Annotated in this window: 18 protein-coding genes; 11 read left to right on the top strand and 7 right to left on the bottom strand. The window is 69.7% G+C overall.

Going from position 1 to position 17,136, the window contains the following annotated elements; translation table 11 throughout:
- Positions 1-483 precede the first annotated feature (483 nt).
- The 4 genes from LCHO_RS12035 to LCHO_RS12020 all read left to right on the top strand — a co-directional run bounded on the left by LCHO_RS12035 (position 484) and on the right by LCHO_RS12020 (position 4,605).
- Positions 484-1,416, top strand: coding sequence for a sugar ABC transporter substrate-binding protein (locus tag LCHO_RS12035; RefSeq protein WP_012347431.1), 933 nt, complete (start codon positions 484-486; stop codon positions 1,414-1,416).
- A gap of 136 nt (positions 1,417-1,552) precedes the next feature.
- Positions 1,553-2,674 (top strand): ABC transporter permease, encoded by a 1,122-nt coding sequence (locus LCHO_RS12030; protein WP_012347430.1) that lies wholly within the window; start codon positions 1,553-1,555, stop codon positions 2,672-2,674.
- 1 nt (position 2,675) lies between these two features.
- Positions 2,676-3,479 carry an ATP-binding cassette domain-containing protein gene (locus LCHO_RS12025; RefSeq protein WP_012347429.1) on the top strand — a complete coding sequence of 268 codons (804 nt, stop codon included), beginning with the start codon at positions 2,676-2,678 and terminating at the stop codon, positions 3,477-3,479.
- A gap of 100 nt (positions 3,480-3,579) precedes the next feature.
- A complete protein-coding gene (locus tag LCHO_RS12020; RefSeq protein WP_012347428.1) occupies positions 3,580-4,605 on the top strand; it encodes a LacI family DNA-binding transcriptional regulator in 1,026 nt (341 codons plus the stop codon).
- 46 nt (positions 4,606-4,651) lie between these two features.
- Here LCHO_RS12020 and paaY read toward each other — a convergent pair whose 3' ends face one another.
- Positions 4,652-5,278 (bottom strand): phenylacetic acid degradation protein PaaY, encoded by a 627-nt coding sequence (gene paaY / locus LCHO_RS12015; RefSeq protein WP_012347427.1) that lies wholly within the window; start codon positions 5,276-5,278, stop codon positions 4,652-4,654.
- Positions 5,279-5,413: 135 nt separating this feature from the next.
- On the opposite strand from paaY, the gene LCHO_RS12010 reads away from it, so the two are divergent.
- The 5 genes from LCHO_RS12010 to LCHO_RS11990 are packed head-to-tail and all read left to right on the top strand — an operon-like array spanning position 5,414 to position 9,892.
- Complete coding sequence (locus LCHO_RS12010; protein ID WP_012347426.1) at positions 5,414-6,232, top strand: enoyl-CoA hydratase-related protein; 819 nt, start codon at positions 5,414-5,416, stop codon at positions 6,230-6,232.
- A 4-nt stretch (positions 6,233-6,236) separates the two neighbouring features.
- On the top strand, positions 6,237-6,689 hold the full coding sequence (gene paaI / locus LCHO_RS12005; RefSeq protein WP_012347425.1) for a hydroxyphenylacetyl-CoA thioesterase PaaI: 453 nt from the start codon (positions 6,237-6,239) through the stop codon (positions 6,687-6,689).
- A gap of 35 nt (positions 6,690-6,724) precedes the next feature.
- Entirely contained in the window at positions 6,725-8,035 is a 1,311-nt protein-coding gene (gene paaK, locus LCHO_RS12000) for a phenylacetate--CoA ligase PaaK (protein ID WP_012347424.1), read from the top strand.
- 31 nt (positions 8,036-8,066) lie between these two features.
- Positions 8,067-8,684 carry a TetR/AcrR family transcriptional regulator gene (locus LCHO_RS11995; RefSeq protein WP_012347423.1) on the top strand — a complete coding sequence of 206 codons (618 nt, stop codon included), beginning with the start codon at positions 8,067-8,069 and terminating at the stop codon, positions 8,682-8,684.
- Positions 8,685-8,734: 50 nt separating this feature from the next.
- Complete coding sequence (locus LCHO_RS11990; protein ID WP_012347422.1) at positions 8,735-9,892, top strand: ABC transporter substrate-binding protein; 1,158 nt, start codon at positions 8,735-8,737, stop codon at positions 9,890-9,892.
- A 36-nt stretch (positions 9,893-9,928) separates the two neighbouring features.
- On the opposite strand, the gene recJ is transcribed toward LCHO_RS11990, so the two are convergent.
- Complete coding sequence (gene recJ, locus LCHO_RS11985; protein WP_012347421.1) at positions 9,929-11,668, bottom strand: single-stranded-DNA-specific exonuclease RecJ; 1,740 nt, start codon at positions 11,666-11,668, stop codon at positions 9,929-9,931.
- 1 nt (position 11,669) lies between these two features.
- Complete coding sequence (locus LCHO_RS11980) at positions 11,670-12,710, bottom strand: putative signal peptide protein (protein WP_012347420.1); 1,041 nt, start codon at positions 12,708-12,710, stop codon at positions 11,670-11,672.
- Positions 12,711-12,807: 97 nt separating this feature from the next.
- Between LCHO_RS11980 and LCHO_RS11975 the strand changes: the two genes are divergently transcribed.
- On the top strand, positions 12,808-14,064 hold the full coding sequence (locus tag LCHO_RS11975; protein WP_012347419.1) for a lipoprotein-releasing ABC transporter permease subunit: 1,257 nt from the start codon (positions 12,808-12,810) through the stop codon (positions 14,062-14,064).
- Complete coding sequence (gene lolD, locus LCHO_RS11970) at positions 14,057-14,755, top strand: lipoprotein-releasing ABC transporter ATP-binding protein LolD (RefSeq protein ID WP_012347418.1); 699 nt, start codon at positions 14,057-14,059, stop codon at positions 14,753-14,755. The genes LCHO_RS11975 and lolD overlap by 8 nt, the downstream gene beginning before the upstream one ends.
- Positions 14,756-14,779: 24 nt before the next feature.
- Here lolD and LCHO_RS11965 read toward each other — a convergent pair whose 3' ends face one another.
- From LCHO_RS11965 to LCHO_RS11950, 4 genes are all read right to left on the bottom strand, one after another.
- A complete protein-coding gene (locus tag LCHO_RS11965) occupies positions 14,780-15,157 on the bottom strand; it encodes a hypothetical protein (protein ID WP_012347417.1) in 378 nt (125 codons plus the stop codon).
- Complete coding sequence (locus LCHO_RS11960) at positions 15,154-15,675, bottom strand: roadblock/LC7 domain-containing protein (RefSeq protein WP_012347416.1); 522 nt, start codon at positions 15,673-15,675, stop codon at positions 15,154-15,156. Before LCHO_RS11960 ends, LCHO_RS11965 begins: the two co-directional genes overlap by 4 nt.
- Positions 15,676-15,738: 63 nt before the next feature.
- Positions 15,739-16,362: a GTP-binding protein gene (locus LCHO_RS11955; protein WP_012347415.1), complete on the bottom strand. Its 624-nt coding sequence runs from the start codon at positions 16,360-16,362 to the stop codon at positions 15,739-15,741.
- Positions 16,359-17,123 (bottom strand): hypothetical protein, encoded by a 765-nt coding sequence (locus LCHO_RS11950; protein WP_043704261.1) that lies wholly within the window; start codon positions 17,121-17,123, stop codon positions 16,359-16,361. The genes LCHO_RS11955 and LCHO_RS11950 overlap by 4 nt, the downstream gene beginning before the upstream one ends.
- Positions 17,124-17,136: the final 13 nt, after the last annotated feature.

Here is a 17,136-nt window from a genome sequence, read left to right as displayed (position 1 = left end):
CGTTCGGACATGACAGAGATCGCCCGACGGCGCAGCGGCGACCACGAGACCCGGGTTCAGCGGATGCAGAGGCCTCGTCGGACAGGATGCGAGTCTATTTGAAAACTGCTCCCGGGTGCAGTTTTTTGACAGAAGTACCTGCAATGCTGGTCTGGCGGACCGCTGACGGCTCCGTCCATACAAGATGCAACCGCCCAGCGAGCGGCTGGTTCGCCACTTTTTCGATGCGACGCAACCCGGAGAACGCGTTCCTCTCGGTCCGAGAGCCGAATTCACAGAAAGGTTCGTGAAGCGCAGTGTTTTTCTCTAGGTGTAAGCACTTAGAAATCAGTTTCCAATGTGATTCTATGATGGCTGCACCCGGTGGCATTACTTGCCGGGATTTGACCCCACCGTTCCGTGTCACGTCACGCCGACCGCAGTCATGACAACCCGAACGGAGCGGACCTGAAACGACTTGATCACCTACACACCGGAGACTCCATGAACTTCCAACGCCAAATCGCACAGACCGTTGCTGCAGCCGCTGTGCTGGTCTGCGCCGGCGCACACGCCCAGAACATCGCCGTGGTCACCCATGGTCAGGCCAATGACGCGTTCTGGTCGGTGGTCAAGAACGGCGTCGAGGCCGCTGCCAAGGACTCGGGTGTCAAGGTCACCTACCGCGCGCCGGAATCGTTCGACATGGTCGCGATGAGCCGCCTGATCGATGCGGCCGTCAACCAGAAGCCGGACGGCCTGGTGGTGTCGTTGCCGGACGCATCGGCGCTGGGCGCCGCGATCCAGCGTGCCGTCAGGGCCGGCATTCCGGTCATCACGATCAACTCGGGCCTGGAGTCGTCCAAGAAGCTCGGCGCCGTGCTGCACGTCGGTCAGTCCGAGTACGACGCGGGCAAGTCGGCCGGCGAGCGACTCAAGGCGATGGGCGGCAAGAACGGCATCTGCGTCAATCAGGAAGTCGGCAACGTCTCGCTGGACCTGCGCTGCAAGGGCTTCGCCGACGGCTTCGGCGGCAAATCCAAGGTGGTGCCCACCGGCAACGAGCCGTCGGAAGTGCGCGCCAAGGTCAAGGCCGCGCTGGATTCCGACACCTCGGTCGACACCATCATGGCGTTGGGCGCCTCGACCGCCGGTGAGCCGGCCCTGGCGGCCGCCAAGGACTCGGGCCGTCTGGCCAAGATCCACGTCGCCACGTTCGACCTGTCGGCCGGTTTCCTGAAGGCCGTGGCTGCCAAGGAAGCCGCCTTCGCGATCGACCAGCAGCAGTTCCTGCAAGGCTATCTGCCGGTGTCCTTCCTGGCGCTGCACGCCAAGTTCGGCCTGATCCCCGGCGGCAACGTGCCCTCGGGCCCGAACCTGATCACTGCCGACAAGGCCTCGCAGGTGACCGAACTGTCGGCCAAGGGCATCCGCTGAGCGAAGCTGCTGCGTACCACCCACGCCCCTGTCCTCATCTCTGCCCACGTCTTTGCCTGTGCGTTCGCCTTTGCTTGGGTCTGCGCGAACGCACACGCAGCGACCGACCTGGACGCCACCCGATGGCCCCCTACGCATGATCCCCTCAGGCAGCTTCAAGAACACCCTCGTTCCCGGTGACGAGCGGCTCAGGACCGTCTCCCGCCTCTCCCGGCTGATGCGCCGCCCCGAGCTCGGCGCGGTGGCCGGGCTGATCCTGGTGACGTGTTTCTTCTTCATCACTGCCGACCCGGTGATGTTCAACCTCGCCGGCCTCGTCAACTTCCTGACCCCGGCGGCGCAACTCGGCATCCTGGCCCTGGGCGCGGCACTCCTGATGATCGGCGGTGAGTTCGACCTGTCGATCGGCTCGATGGTCGCCTTCGCCGGCCTGATCTTCGGCGCCAGCATCACCGTGCTGCAGTTGCCCCTGTTGGCCGCCGTGCTGCTGACGCTGGTGGTGGCCGGTGCCATCGGCGCCCTCAACGCCAATCTCGTGATCCGCACCGGCCTGCCGAGCTTCATCGTCACGCTGGCCTTCCTGTTCATGCTGCGCGGGCTGAGCCTGGTCGGCCTCAAGTGGGCGACCGGCGGTTCGACCCAGATGCGCGGCATCACCGAGGCGGTCGAGGGCCATGCGCTGCTGGGCGTGTTCAGCGGCAAGGCTTTCGAAGGCCTGTTCCGGACGTTGACAGAGCGCGGCTGGATTCCCCGCTTCGACAATGGCGAGGCGATGGTCACCGGCATCCCGGTCGAGATCGTCTGGTTCGTGATCCTGACCGGCCTGGCCACCTGGGTGCTGCTGCGCACGCCGCTGGGCAACTGGATCTTCGCCTCGGGCGGCGACCCGGTGGCGGCCAAGAACTCCGGCGTGCCGGTGCGCAAGGTCAAGATCGGGCTGTTCGTGCTGGCCGCGCTGTGCGCCGGGCTGGTGGCCGTGATCACGGTGCTGGGCAGCGGCTCGACCGACGCCCGCCGCGGCTTCCAGAAGGAGTTCGAGGCCATCATTGCCGCGGTCATCGGCGGCTGCCTGCTGACCGGCGGCTACGGCTCGGCGATCGGCGCCTTCCTCGGCTCCATCATCTTCGGCATGGTCATGATCGGCCTGACCTACACCCGCATCGACCAGGACTGGTACCTCGTGTTCCTGGGCGGCATGCTGCTGGTGGCCGTGCTGTTCAACAACATCATCCGCAAGCGCGTGACCGGGGAGCGTTGACATGGGCACCACTCAACAGACAAGCCAGGCGCAACCCCTGGTCGAGATGCGCGACATCGAGAAGCACTACGGCAACATCATCGCGCTGGCCGGGGTCTCGTTCAGCGTGCAGTCCGGTGAATGCCACTGCCTGCTGGGCGACAACGGCGCCGGCAAGTCGACCTTCATCAAGACCATGTCGGGCGTGCATGCGCCGTCGAAGGGGCAGATGCTGGTCAACGGCCAGCCTGTCACTTTCGACAGCCCGCGCGCGGCCATGAACGCCGGCATCGCGACCGTGTTCCAGGACCTGGCGATGATTCCGCTGATGTCGGTGACGCGCAATTTCTGGATGGGCCGCGAGCCCACCAAGGGCTGGGGGCCGTTCATGCGCTTCGACGTCCAGCATGCCAACGACGTGACGATGGCCGAGATGACCAAGATGGGCATCCGGCTGCGCGAGCCCGACCAGGCGGTGGGCACGCTGTCGGGCGGCGAGCGCCAGACGGTGGCGATCGCCCGCGCGGTCTACTTCGGTGCCAAGGTGCTGATCCTCGACGAGCCGACCTCGGCACTGGGCGTGCGCCAGACTGCCAACGTGCTGGCCACCATCGACCGCGTGCGCAAGCAGGGCGTCGGCGTGGTCTTCATCACGCACAACGTCCGCCATGCCATGGCCGTGGGTGATCGCTTCACCGTGATCAACCGCGGCCGCACGCTGGGCACCGCCGCTCGTGGCCACATCCGCGCCGAGGAGTTGCAAGACCTGATGGCCGGGGGACAGGAACTGGCGACGCTGGAGGGCTCGCTGGGCGGAACCATCTGAGCCGGCGGATCGGGGCCGGGACCGGTCGCAAGGAGGGCTTGCGCACGATTCACAATAACCGGCTCTCCCCGATCCGACCGAATGAAGGATGTCCCCCGCCATGCAGCCGCCCTCCGATCCGCGCATCAAGAAAGTCACGGCCAAGGACGTGGCAGAGCGAGCGGGGGTTTCCAAGTGGACCGTGTCGCGCGCCTTCACCGATGGCGGCACGGTCGCACCCAAGGTGCGTGAGCGCATTCGCCAGATCGCCGCCGAGATGGGCTACACGCCCAATCTGCTGGCGCGCAGCCTGTCCACGCGCAGCACCCGGCTGATCGCGCTGGTGGTCGACGAACTGGGCAACTTCAACCAGTTGCGCGTGCTCAACGAGGCCACCCGGCAGATGCAGGCGCGTGGCTACAGCACCCTGCTGCTCAACCTCAGCGCCGAATACGGCCCGGCCGAAGCGGTGAACCTGGCGGACCAGTTCCAGGTCGACGGCATCGTGTTTCTCGGCACCACGCTCAAGCGTGACCTGATCGAGCTGGCGCAGCGCATCAAGCACATCCCGCTGGTCGTGATCCTGCGCAACAGCGGCGAGGCCGACATCCGCTACGTCAGCACCGACGGCTACGTGGCGGGCGGCGAGATCGCCGACCTGTTCCTGAGCGAGGGCTACCGCCGGATCGGCTACATGGCCGGCCCGATGTCCGAGCGCACCGAGCTGCGGCGCATGGAGGGCTTTCGCGACCGCTTGAAAGAGGCCGGCACGCCGCTGTCTCTGGTGCTCGAAGCCAGCCACTATCGCCGCAGCGAAGGCCTGCAGACGCTGCAGCGCTATCTCGAGGCGACGCCTCGCGGCGAGCGCATCGAGGCGCTGTTCTGCGAAAACGACATCCTGGCCATCGGCGCGATGGATGCGCTGGTGGCGACCCACTCGCAGCGCAAGATCGCCATCGTCGGCTTCGACGACATCGAGCTCGGCAGCTCGCCCAGCTACGAGCTCACCACCTTCCGCCAGCCGATCGAATACCTCGTCAGCGAGGCGCTGCGCCGCATCCTCGACCCGGATGCGGACTCGCTGGGTTCTCTGATGGCGCCCGGCACGCTGGTGATGCGCCAATCGCATCGCCGCAGCGCGGGCTGACGGGCGCCCGGCGGGTGGCCCGGGCTTGACGGCGTCGGCCTGATGCTCAGGGCGTTGAGGGGTCCGCAGCACCGTCGCGTCGCGTCGCGATCAGCGACTTCACATCCGGCGCCGGCACCCGTGGGCGGTCGGACTCGACCTCCGCGAGCGGCTGCACCTCGTGCAAGCTGGCCAGACAGCGCCGCGTCAGGTCCTGGTAGACGGCGGTGCCCTCGCGTTTCCAGGCGATCTCGTCGTCGCTCAGCGGCCGGATCACCTTGGCCGGCAGGCCCGCCACCAGCGAGCGCGGTGGCAGCTTGACGCCGGCGCGCACGAAGGCGCAGGCGGCCACGATGGTCGCTTCGCCGACCTCGGCCTCGTCCATGATCACCGCGTTCATGCCGACCAGCGCGTCGCGCCGCACCACGCAGCCGTGCAGCACCGCGCCGTGGCCGATGTGGCCGTTGACCTCGACGACGGTGTCGCTGCCGGGGAAGCCGTGCATCACGCAGGTGTCCTGCACGTTGGCACCTTCTTCGATGACGATGCGGCCGAAGTCGCCGCGCAGGCTGGCCAGCGGGCCGATGTAGGCGCCGGGGCCGACGATCACGTCGCCGATCAGCACGGCGGTCGGGTGCACATGCGCGCTCGGGTGCACCACCGGCACCACGCCGTCGATCGAATAACAGGGCATCTTGTCTCCTCGTTGTATGGGCAGGGGGGGCCGGGCACCCGCGGGTTGATCCCGAGTGATGCGGGCTTGTTGCAGATCAAAGCGGAGGCTACGATTTACCTACCGGTCGGTCAAGAATGTTTTGGAGTGTGCAACGTGTCTGAATCCTTGGTGTTGGTGACGCAAACGGGTGCCGTGCGCACGCTCACGCTCAATCGCCCGCAGGCGCTCAACAGCTTCACGACCGAGATGCACGGCGAGTTGCTGGCGGCGCTCGATGCGGCGGCGTCCGACGACGCGGTGCGCTGCGTGCTGATCACCGGCGCGGGCCGGGGTTTCTGCGCCGGCCAGGATCTGACCGACCCGGCGGTGGCGCCGATCCGCATCGACGGCGTGATGGCGCCGCCCGAGCAGCAGCCCGACATCGGCGCGCTGATCGAGGCCACCTACCGCCCGCTGGCGCTGCGCGTGCAGAGCATGCCGGTGCCGGTGGTCTGCGCCGTCAACGGCGTGGCGGCGGGGGCGGGTGCCAACCTGGCGCTCGGCTGCGACCTGACGCTGGCGGCGCGTTCGGCCAGCTTCATCCAGGCCTTCATCAAGATCGGCCTGGTGCCCGATTGCGGCGGCTCGTGGCTGCTGCCGCGCCTGACCACCCGCCAGCGCGCGCTGGGCCTGGCGATGCTGGGCGACAAGCTCGGCGCCCAGCAGGCCGCCGACTGGGGCCTGATCTGGCAATGCGTCGACGACGCCGAATTGCCCGCCGCGGCGATGGCGCTGGCCCAGCGGCTGGCGGCGCTGCCGGTCAAGGCGCTGGTCGAGACCCGCGCAGCGCTCGATGCCGGTGCCGCATCCGGCCTCGATGACGCGCTCGACAACGAGGCGCGCCTGCAACGCCGCCTCGGCCGCTCGGCCGACTATGCCGAGGGTGTGGGCGCCTTCTTCGCCAAGCGCGCCGCTGTCTTCACCGAACGCTGAACCGATGACATCCCAACTGACCCCGCAACAGATCGCCGAACTGGTCCGCGAGGGCATGTATGCGCAAGACGACGCCGTGCGCGCGCTCGGCATCGCCATCACCGCCATCGGCCCCGGCAGCGCCACCGCCGTGATGACGGTGCGCCCCGACATGCTGCAAGGCCACGCCACCTGCCACGGCGGGCTGCTGGCCACGCTGGCCGACACCGCCTTCGCCTACGCCTGCAACGCCTGCAACGAGGTCACGGTGGCCTCGGGTTTCAGCATCGACCTGATGGCTGCCGCGCGCGAGGGCGACGTGCTCACCGCCGTCGCCCACGAGCTGCAGCAGGGCGGCCGGCTGGGCGTCTACGACGTGGCCGTGCACAACCAGCGCGGCGAGGCGGTGGCGGCGTTCCGCGGCCGCTCGTACCGCAAGCGCGGCCAAGCCGTCGTCACGCTGCCTCTTTCAGCCTGAGCGCCGCTCGGCTGCATTCGATTCGGAGATCACCCATGCCCGTCAAACAACCTGCCCCCGGCGACCTCGAGCCGATCGAAACCGCCAGCCGCGACGAACTGCAGGCGCTGCAACTGCAACGCCTGCGCTGGACGCTGCAGCACGCCTACGACAACGTCGCGCACTACCGCCAGGCTTTCGATGCCAAGGGCGTGCATCCGTCGGACCTGAAGACGCTGGCCGACCTGGCCAAGTTCCCGTTCACGGCCAAGGCGACGCTGCGCGACAACTACCCGTTCGGACTCTTCGCGGTGCCGCGCGAGCAGGTGTCGCGGGTGCATGCGTCGTCGGGCACCACCGGCAAGCCGACGGTGGTGGGCTACACGAAACGCGACATCGACAACTGGGCCGACCTGGTGGCGCGCTCGATCCGCGCCGCGGGCGGGCGGGCCGGCGACATCGTGCACATCGCGTACGGCTACGGCCTGTTCACCGGCGGGCTGGGCGCGCACTACGGTGCCGAGCGGCTGGGCTGCACGGTGATCCCGATGAGCGGCGGCCAGACCGAGAAGCAGGTCCAGCTGATCAGCGATTTCAAGCCGGACATCATCATGGTGACGCCGAGCTACATGCAGGTGATCGTGGAAGAGATGCGCCGCCAGGGGCTCGATCCCGCGGCCAGTTCGCTGAAGGTCGGCATCTTCGGCGCCGAACCCTGGACCGAGGCGATGCGCCGCGAGATCGAGGCCAGCGCCGGCATCGATGCGGTCGACATCTACGGTCTCAGCGAGGTGATGGGCCCGGGCGTGGCCAGCGAGTGCATCGAGAGCAAGGACGGCCCGGTGATCTGGGAGGACCATTTCTACCCCGAGATCATCGACCCGGTCACCGGCGAGGTGCTGCCCGACGGCAGCGAAGGCGAGCTGGTCTTCACCACGCTGACCAAGGAGGCGCTGCCGGTGATCCGCTACCGCACGCGCGACCTCACGCGCCTGCTGCCACCCACCTCGCGCAGCATGCGCCGCATCGGCAAGATCGTCGGCCGCAGCGACGACATGCTGATCATCCGCGGCGTCAACGTCTTCCCGACCCAGATCGAGGAGATCGTGCTGCAGCACGGTCAGCTCGCCGGCCAGTACCAGCTGATCGTGACGCGCAGCGGCCATCTGGACGAGCTCGAGGTGCGCTGCGAGCGCCTGCCCGGCACCAGTGCCGAAGTGGGCGACGAGGCCGCGCGCTGGCTGCAGCAGCGCATCAAGACGCTGGTCGGCGTGACCGCGAGCGTGATCGTGGGTGACGCCGACAGCATCGAGCGCACGCTGGTCGGCAAGGCGCGGCGGGTGATCGATCGCCGGCCGCGACAATGAGCTGACCTCCACGATTCGAAGCTGAGCCCCTATGGCACGCGGCCGTTCCGCCACCTACGACGATCAGCGCGAGGCCATCCTGGCCCGCGCGGCCGAGCTGTTTGCCGCCCGCGGTTATCCGGGCACCTCGATGAACGAGGTCGCCGCCGCCTGCGGCCTGACCAAGCCCGCGCTCTACCACTACGTGCGCGACAAGCAGGCGCTGCTGTTGCAGATCTGCGAGGACCACATCGTCACGCTGCAGGAACTGGTCGACGAGGTCGCCGCCCGCCAGCTGCTGCCCGACGAGCACCTGCGTGCGCTGATCCTGGCCTTCGTGCAGGCCTATGCCGACGCCCAGCACCAGCACCGCGTGCTGACCGAGGATGTGCGGTTTCTCGGTGATGCCGAGCGCGAGCAGGTGCTCGAAGGCCAGCGCCAGGTGGTCGCCGCCTTTGCCCGCGCGGTGGCCGCGGTGCGCCCCGGCATCGCCGACGCGGCGCTGCACAAGCCGCTGACGATGCTGCTGTTCGGCATGATCAACTGGATGTTCACCTGGCTGCAGCCGGGCGGCGCCTTGAGCCACGCCGACATGGCGCCGGTGGTGGCCGACCTGTTCCTGGGCGGCCTGGCGGCGGTGCGATTGCCCGAGTCGGTTGCGTCGCCCTGATCGATGCCCATTTCCTGATTTCACCCCACCCGACCGAAGGAGACAAAACCATGAAGTTCATCAAGACCCTGCTCGCTGGCGCCGCCATCGCCTCGCTCAACCTGGCCGCCGGCAGTGCGATGGCGCAGATCAAGGTCGGCGTCACGGTGTCGGCCACCGGCCCGGCCGCGTCGCTCGGCATTCCCGAGAAGAACACCATCGCGCTGATGCCCAAGACCATCGGCGGCAAGACGGTCGAATACATCGTGCTCGACGACGCCTCCGACACCACCAAGGCGGTGGCCAACACGCGCCGCCTGATCACCGAGGACAAGGTCGACGTGGTGCTGGGATCGACCACCACGCCCAACTCGCTGGCGATGATCGATGCGGTGTCCGAGGCCTCGGTGCCGATGATCTCGATGGCGGCTTCGGCGCGCATCGTCGAGCCGGTCGACGCCAAGAAGCGTTGGGTCTTCAAGACGCCGCAGAACGACATCATGATGTCGCTGGCGATCGCCACCCACATGGCCGACAACGGCATCAGGAAGGTCGGCTTCATCGGTTTTGCCGATGCCTACGGCGAAGGCTGGTTCCAGGAGTTCACCAAGGCCGCCGGGCTCAAGGGCATCCAGATCGTCGCCAGCGAGCGTTATGCGCGCGCCGACACCTCGGTGACCGCGCAGGTGCTCAAGCTGATGGCCGCGCAGCCCGACGCGGTGCTGGTCGCCGGCTCGGGCACGCCCGCCGCGCTGCCGGCCAAGGCGTTGAAGGAACGCGGCTTCACCGGCAAGCAGTACCAGACCCACGGCGTGGCCAACAACGACTTCCTGCGCGTGGGCGGCAAGGACGTCGACGGCACCATCCTGCCCAGCGGCCCGGTGCTGGTGGCCGACCAGCTGCCGGCCAAGCATCCGCTGAAGAAGAGCGCCAGCGATTACGTCGCCAAGTACGAAGCCGCCTACGGCAAGGGCAGCGTCAGCACCTTCGGCGCCCACGCCTGGGACGCCGGCCTGCTGATGACCGCAGCGGTGCCGGTGGCACTGAAGAAGGCGCAGCCGGGCACGCCCGAGTTCCGCGTCGCGCTGCGTGACGCGATCGAGCAGGTCAAGGAACTGCCCGGCGCGCACGGCATCTTCAACATGTCGGCCACCGATCACCTGGGCCTCGACCAGCGCGCCCGCGTGATGGTGACGATCGACAACGGCGCCTGGAAGTACCTGCCGTAAGCCTTGCGGGCCCTGAACGCGGGCGCCCGCCGGCGTTCAGGCCGCCGCTGCTTCCACCACCATCTGCACGCGCTTGCGGCCCTGGTATTCGTCCAGGCTGAGCCGGTAGGCCAGCCGAACGCGCGCGGGCAGGGCCTCGGTGTGGCCGAACCAGATCGCCTCGCGCAGTTGACCGGCGTGGCGCACGCTGAGCTTCATGTGCTTTTCGCCGACCAGGCGCTGGCTCACCACGTCGACCTCGTCGGTGAACAGCGGCGCCTCGAAGGCCTGGCCCCAGACCGCCGCGTCGAGCAGCTGCACCACGTCGGTGTCGAACCACTGCCGTTCCAGCGGGCCGTCGGTGGCCAGGCGGCGCTGCAGCGCGGCCGGTGACAGCCATTCGGTGGCGACCCGCTGCAGCGCGACATCGAAGGTGGCGAAGTCGGCCTCGTCGATCGTGCAGCCGGCCGCCATCGCGTGGCCGCCGAACTTCTTGAGCACCTCGGGGTGGCGCTTGGCGACCAGGTCGAGTGCGTCGCGCAGGTGAAATCCCGGGATCGAGCGGCCCGAGCCCTTGAGGTGGCCGTCGGCCCCGCGTGCGAACACGAAGGTCGGCCGGTGCAGCCGCTCCTTCAGCCGGCCGGCGACGATGCCGACCACGCCTTCATGAAACTCGGGGTCGTAGAGCGACAGCGCCGGCGGCGGCTCGCCGGCGGGCATCAGGCGCTCCAGCAGCACCTCGGCCTGCTCCTTCATGCCGCTTTCGACCTCGCGGCGCTGGCGGTTGATGGCGTCGAGCTGCTGCGCCAGTTCGGTGGCGTGGCCCGGGTCGTCGCTCAGCAGGCAGGCGATGCCCAGGCCCATGTCGGCCAGGCGCCCGGCGGCGTTCAGTCGTGGGCCGAGCGCGAAGCCGAAGTCGAAGCCGCTGGCTTTCATCGGATCACGCCCGGCGGCCACGAACAGCGCCGCCACGCCCGCCTGCATGCGCCCGCTGCGGATGCGTTTCAGGCCCTGCGCGACCAGCCGGCGGTTGTTGGCGTCGAGCCGCACCACGTCGGCCACGGTGCCGAGCGCGACCAGGTCGAGCAGCGCATCGAGCCGTGGCTGATTCGCGGCATCGAAGGCACCCCGTGCACGCAACTCCGCGCGCAGCGCCAGCAGCACGTAGAACATCACGCCGACCCCGGCCAGCGCCTTGCTCTCGAACGCGCAGCCGGGCTGGTTGGGGTTGACGATCACGTCGGCCGTGGGCAGCGTCACCGCGCCGTTGGCGTCGGCCGCGGGCAGGTGGTGGTCGGTGACGAGCACCTTCATGCCCAGCGCTTGCGCGTGCGCCACGCCGGCGTGGCTGGCGATGCCGTTGTCGACTGTCACCAGCACGCTCGGGCGCTCGTGCGCCGGGCGGGCCAGCGCCAGGTCGACGATGGTCGGCGTCAGGCCGTAGCCGTGCACCGCGCGGTCGGGCACCACATGCTGCAGCGTGCCGGGGCGGGCGCCCAGCATCGCCAGGCCACGCAGCGCGACGGCGCAGGCGGTGGCGCCGTCGCAGTCGTAGTCGGCCACGATGACGATGCGCTCGCCGGCCTGCAGCGCGTCGGCCAGCAGGCGCGCAGCGGCGTCGGCGCCGAGCAGTTCGGTGGGCGGGATCAGGCGCGCCAGGCCGTCGTCGAGTTCGGACGGCGTGCGGATGCCGCGCGCCGCGTACAGGCGCGCCAGCAGCGGGTGAACGCCGGCCTGCTCCAGCGCCCAGGCGGCGCGCGGCGGGACGTCGCGGATGTCGATCTGCGGGGTGCTCATCTCAAAGTTCTCCCAGCACGACCGCCGCACCGCCGCCCGAGCCGCCGCCCAGGCGCCGGCGTAGTTTCGTCAGCCAGCCCTGCGGCCGGGCCTGCCATTGGCGCGCGCGGCGTTCGCCGCACAGCGTCAGCGTGACCGGCTCGCCGCGTTCGGCACGCGCCAGCAGCTCGGTGATCGGCCCGGCGTCGAGCGCCTGCCAGGCGTCGCACCAGCGTTGCCAGTCGCCGGCCAGCAAGGCGGCGCGCAGGCTGTCGTCGACCTGCAGGCCGGCGATCGGCAGCACCGGCTGGGCCACGCCGCAGCCGCTGAGCCAGAAGGAGTTGACGCGCCACTGGTGGGCCGCGTCGCGGGCCTCGTTGACGGGGTGTTCGTGCCACAGCATCTGCGCCTCCACCTGCAGGCGGCGCAGGCGGCGCGCCTGCAGGTCGTCGCTGAGCCAGAGGTCGAGGCTGCGGCCGATGGCGCGGTCGAGCGAGGCGGTGCGCAGGCCGGCCAGGCTGGCGTGGCGGGCGTACCAGCGCAGCGGCGCGCCCCAGATCAGGCGCCAGCCTTCGGCCTCGAAAGAGGGCAGCAGGGCCTCGAACAGCGCGCGCGATTCGTCGGCGCCGAGCTCGAGCAGGGCCGGGTCGAGCAGCGAGATCTGGTCGCTGCCGACCTGCCAGTGCACCGGCGTGACCAGGCCCCAGGCGGTGTGCGGATCGCCGCCGTCGGCCACGCCGTCGGCGGCGGCCAGCGCGGCGGCCCAGGGCCAGCGGCCGTCGCCGCCCTGCCAGCCGTGGAGCTGCGCCAGCACGTGTTCGTGCGGCGCGCTGAGGCTGTATTCGTCGGCTTCGTCGTGCTCGGTGGCCGTGCCCGGCCGGCTGGCATGGGCCGCATGGGCCGAGGGTGCGGGGCCGGGTGCGCCGGTTTCGGTCAGCCGTTCGAGCAGCGCTTCCAGGCGGGGCAGTTTCAGCACCTGCAAGGCGGCCTGGGCGGCGGCGGAGATGCCGCTGGCGTGGGGCACCAGCAGGTGCGGGGCGGGCTGGGCGGGGGATGGGGACACGGGTGGGCGGACGCTGGCTGCGGTCGGTTCAGGGGCAGCGCGGATTATCCGGCCGGGGCCAAGCCGCGCGGCAGGTGTCAGTTAGCATGCCGACCCCATGAACTGGCCCTATGAAATGCGCATCGGTTGGCGCTACACCCGAGCCGGTCGCGGTGGACGTCGCAACGGCTTCATCTCCTTCATCTCGGGCGTGTCGATGCTCGGCATCGCGCTCGGCGTGGCGGCGCTGATCATCGTGCTCAGCGTGATGAACGGCTTCCAGAAGGAAGTGCGCGACCGCATGCTGAGCGTGATCGCGCACGTCGAGGTCTACGGCAACGGCGGCGAGCCGCTGGCCGACTGGCAGGCGCTGGCGGCACAACTGCAGCGCCATCCGCAGGTCAAGGCGACGGCCCCTTTCGTGGCTGCGCAGGCGCTGATCGCCCGCGGCGACGACATGCGCGGCGTGCTGGTGCGCGGCATCGATCCGGCCGAAGAGGCCGATGTCACCGCGCTGGGCGCGCAGCTCAAGGACGGCGTGCTCAAGCGCCTGCAGCCCGGCAGCTGGGGCGTCGTGCTCGGCGCGCAGCTGGCGCGCAGCCTGGGCGTGCAGGAGGGCGACAGCATCACGCTCGTCACCCCCAGCGGCCAGACCACGCCGGCCGGCGTGGTGCCGCGCTTGAAGCAGGTGACGGTGGCGGGCGTGTTCAACGCCGGCCACTACGAATACGACAGCGGCATGGCGCTGATGCACATCGACGACGCCGCGCGGCTGTTCCGCACCGGCGGCCCGCAGGGCGTGCAGCTGCGGCTGGCCGACCTGCACCAGGCCCGCACGGTGGCGGCCGACCTGGTCGGCGGCCTCGGCCCGGCCTATCAGGTGCGCGACTGGACCCGCACCAACGCGACCTGGTTCGACGCGGTGCAGATCGAGAAACGCATGATGAGCCTGATCCTGACGCTGATCGTCGCGGTGGCGGCCTTCAACCTGGTGTCGACGCTGGTGATGACGGTGACCGACAAGCGCGCCGACATCGCCATCCTGCGCACGCTGGGCGCGAGCCCGCGCTCGGTGATGGGCATCTTCATGGTGCAGGGCGCCACCTCGGGCGTGATCGGCACCTTCGGCGGGCTGCTGCTGGGGCTGGCGGTGGCGCTCAACATCGACGTCATCGTGCCGGCGATCGAGCGGCTGTTGAACATCAGCTTCCTGCCCGGCAACATCTACCTCATCACGCGCATGCCCAGCGACCCGCAGAGCGCCGACATCATGCCGATCGTGATCACCTCGCTGGTGCTGGCCTTCCTGGCCACGCTGTATCCGAGCTGGCGCGCCAGCCGTGTCAACCCGGCCGAGGCGCTGCGTTATGAATGACAGCGTGAACCACGCGGTGCTGAAGGCCACCGGCCTGGTGCGGCGCTACCACGAGGGCGGCGACGACGGGCTCGACGTCACCGTGCTGCGCGGTGTCGACCTGACCATCTCGCGCGGCGAGATCGTCGCGGTGGTGGGGGCCTCGGGCTCGGGCAAGAGCACCTTGCTGCACCTGATGGGCGGGCTCGACGCGCCCACCAGCGGCGAGGTCATGCTGATGGGCCGCCGCCTGGCCGGGCTGAACGCCACCGAGCAGGGCCGCTGGCGCAACCGCCACCTCGGGTTCATCTATCAGTTCCACCACTTGCTGCCCGAGTTCAGCGCGCTCGATAACGTGGCGATGCCGCTGTTGATCCGGCGTGGCTCGATGGCCGATGCACGCGAGGCGGCGCAGGCGATGCTGGCGAGCGTGGGCCTGGCCGCGCGCACGCGGCATCGGCCCAGCGAGCTGTCGGGCGGCGAGCGCCAGCGGGTGGCGATCGCGCGGGCGCTGGTCAGCCAGCCGGCCTGCGTGCTGGCCGACGAACCCACCGGCAACCTCGACCGCGAAACCGCCGCCCAGGTGTTCGAGCTGATGCTCGACCTGGCGCGCCGCCAGGGCACGGCCTTCGTGCTGGTCACGCACGACACCACGCTGGCCGCGCGCTGCGACCGCGTGCTGCGGCTCGACAAGGGTTCGATCGTTCCCTGAGTGCGGCCCTTGTCTCTTTGAGCCTCAGAGCCGCGCCTTGGCCACCGACTCCAGCATCCGCGGCAGGGCCACGGCGATCAGCAGGCCGAGGTTGGCGCGCTGGTTGTTGAGCAGCATGCCCTGCAGCACGTCCTCGCCGTGGCGGATCACCATCACGGTGGAATTGCCGTCGAGATCGAGCAGCAGGTAGCGGCGCAGCGACGGAAAACCCGCATTGCTGAGCACCGCCACCAGGTCGTTGGTGACCTGCGTGAACAGCGCCACCGCGGCCGGCTGGGCGTTGTGGCCGGCCAGCGAAAGGCCGGTTTCACGGTCCCAGATGTCGGTGGCCAGCAGGCCGTCTTTCAGCAGACCCTTGAGGTCGTTGACGGCGGCGTCGAGCTGGGCGATGTCGAGGTTCATGGTGCGGTGTCTCCGTGGGTGGGTTGTCGTGTCGGGATCGGATGCGGCGCGGTCGCGGTCGGCGCCATCGGGTGGCTCGGTTGGCTCGGGCGGCCGGCCTGCAGGCGCGGGCCGGCACCGAACAGGCGGCCCAGCTCGTCGGCGCTCTGGCGTGCGCGCAGGTGCAGCACGCCCAGCGGGGTACTGCGCGCGCCGATCATCAGCACCAGCGGCTGGGTCGGGTGCGGCACCTGCACGGCCACCAGGATCGAACCCCCGGCTTCGAGGGTCAGCACGTCCAGGCCGGGCGGTCCGCCGGTGCTGTCATCGTCGGACAGGCTCGACAAGGTGGCCTCGCCCATCGTGAACAGCGAGCTGGCCAGCGCGGCGAGCTTGCCCAGCTGGCTCTCGGTGACGCCGATCGAGCAGACGTTGAAACCGTCGCCGGTGCACAGCACCGCGCTGCGCAGCTGCGGCAGGCGTGCGGCCAGCAGCTCCATCGCGGGCACCGCCCGCTTGCCCATCGCCATCGAATCCATCTGCCACCTCAGGTATTGACGAAAGGCCAGTCCATCTGCCCGGATGCGACGTGGCGGCACGGTTCAGGCCACCGCCGTCACGGCCGCCGCGGGGCTGGCCAGCGACACGGCGATGACCTGCCGCACGTCGGCTGCGCTGCGCGGATCGGCCGACAGCACCGGTGCCATCGGATGCCAGGCCTGCAGTGCGTCGCGGTAGGGGTCGAGCGCGCTGTCGGCAAAACCGGCCGGCAGGCGGGTGATCGCCACCGCCAGCCGCACCACCGGCACCCGCGCGGCGATCGCGCTGACCCAGCGGGCCATTTCGGCCACGCCCTCGGCGCTGCCGCCGGGCCGGTCGCCGAACAGCCAGAGCACCACGCCACTGCTCTGCGGCAGCAACGCGTCCCAGACGGCATCGAAGCGCTCCTGCCCCGGCAGGCCGCACAGGCTGATGCGCGAGCCATCGCCGAACTGCCACTCGCCGTAGTCGAAACCGACGGTGGTGCGGGTCTTGTGGCTGTCCGCGCCGAGCTGTTCGCGTGTCATCGGCACGTCGGTGTCGAGCACCGGGATGTCCGACACCGCGCGCAAGGCGGTGGTCTTGCCCACGCCGTAGGGGCCGACGAAGGTGACGCGATCGCTCAGGCTGTCGCCGATCAGGGGCCGCAGGGCCGGGCGCGACAGGGGGCGCAAAAGGGATGTCATGCGTAACGTTGCCAGAGGCGTCGCAAGAGGCCCCAGCGGCGCGACTCGCTCCCTTGCGGGGCGGGAGGGGCCGCTGGGGCGGGCGGGCGCGGCAGGCCGGGCACGATGTCGACCCGCTCGTTGAGCACCGGCAGCGCCGACAGGTCGACCGGCGCCGATGCGCCCGCCTGCGTCTGCAACTCGGCCGGCACGCTGTCGAGCCAGCCCCTGAGCTGGGCGTCGTGCAGCAGCCGGTGCAGCGCCTGGGTGTCGCGCAGGCCGTGGACCAGCAAGGGATAGGGGGTCCAGCCGCGCAGCAGGCGCCCGCAGGCCACCGCCAGTTCGACCGAGGCATTGCCGTAGCGGTTGACGTCGGGCCAGCGGTGCAGCCGAAGCGCCTGCCCTGACCAGCGCTCGCTGCTGGCATCGTCGGCCGGCACCGTCGCACCGGGCGCGCGCCCGACCAGCTGATCGAGCCAGCGCGTCACGCTGTCGTGCTGCAGCGGCACCCGAAAGAAGGTCCAGCACGGCGCTGGCAGGTCGATCCAGTTGCGCGCCAGGGCGATGCCGTGCAGCCGGCCGTCGCGCTCGATGGTGGCGGTGAGATCCGGCGCCACACCGCGTGCCACGTCGACGATGAACCAGCGCGCCGCCTCGGATTCGTTCACCCAGTGCCAGGGTTCACCCCGAAAGCTCAGCAGCGATTTCCAGAGGATGACCTCACGCGAATCCCGATGCGGCGACCACAGGGCGTAGTGGTTCGGCTCCGGTCGTGCGGACACGGACGGGGATGGC

It is taken from the genome of Leptothrix cholodnii SP-6 (assembly GCF_000019785.1).
Lineage (GTDB): Bacteria > Pseudomonadota > Gammaproteobacteria > Burkholderiales > Burkholderiaceae_C > Sphaerotilus > Sphaerotilus cholodnii.
This window is presented reverse-complemented; position numbering and strand designations above follow the sequence as displayed.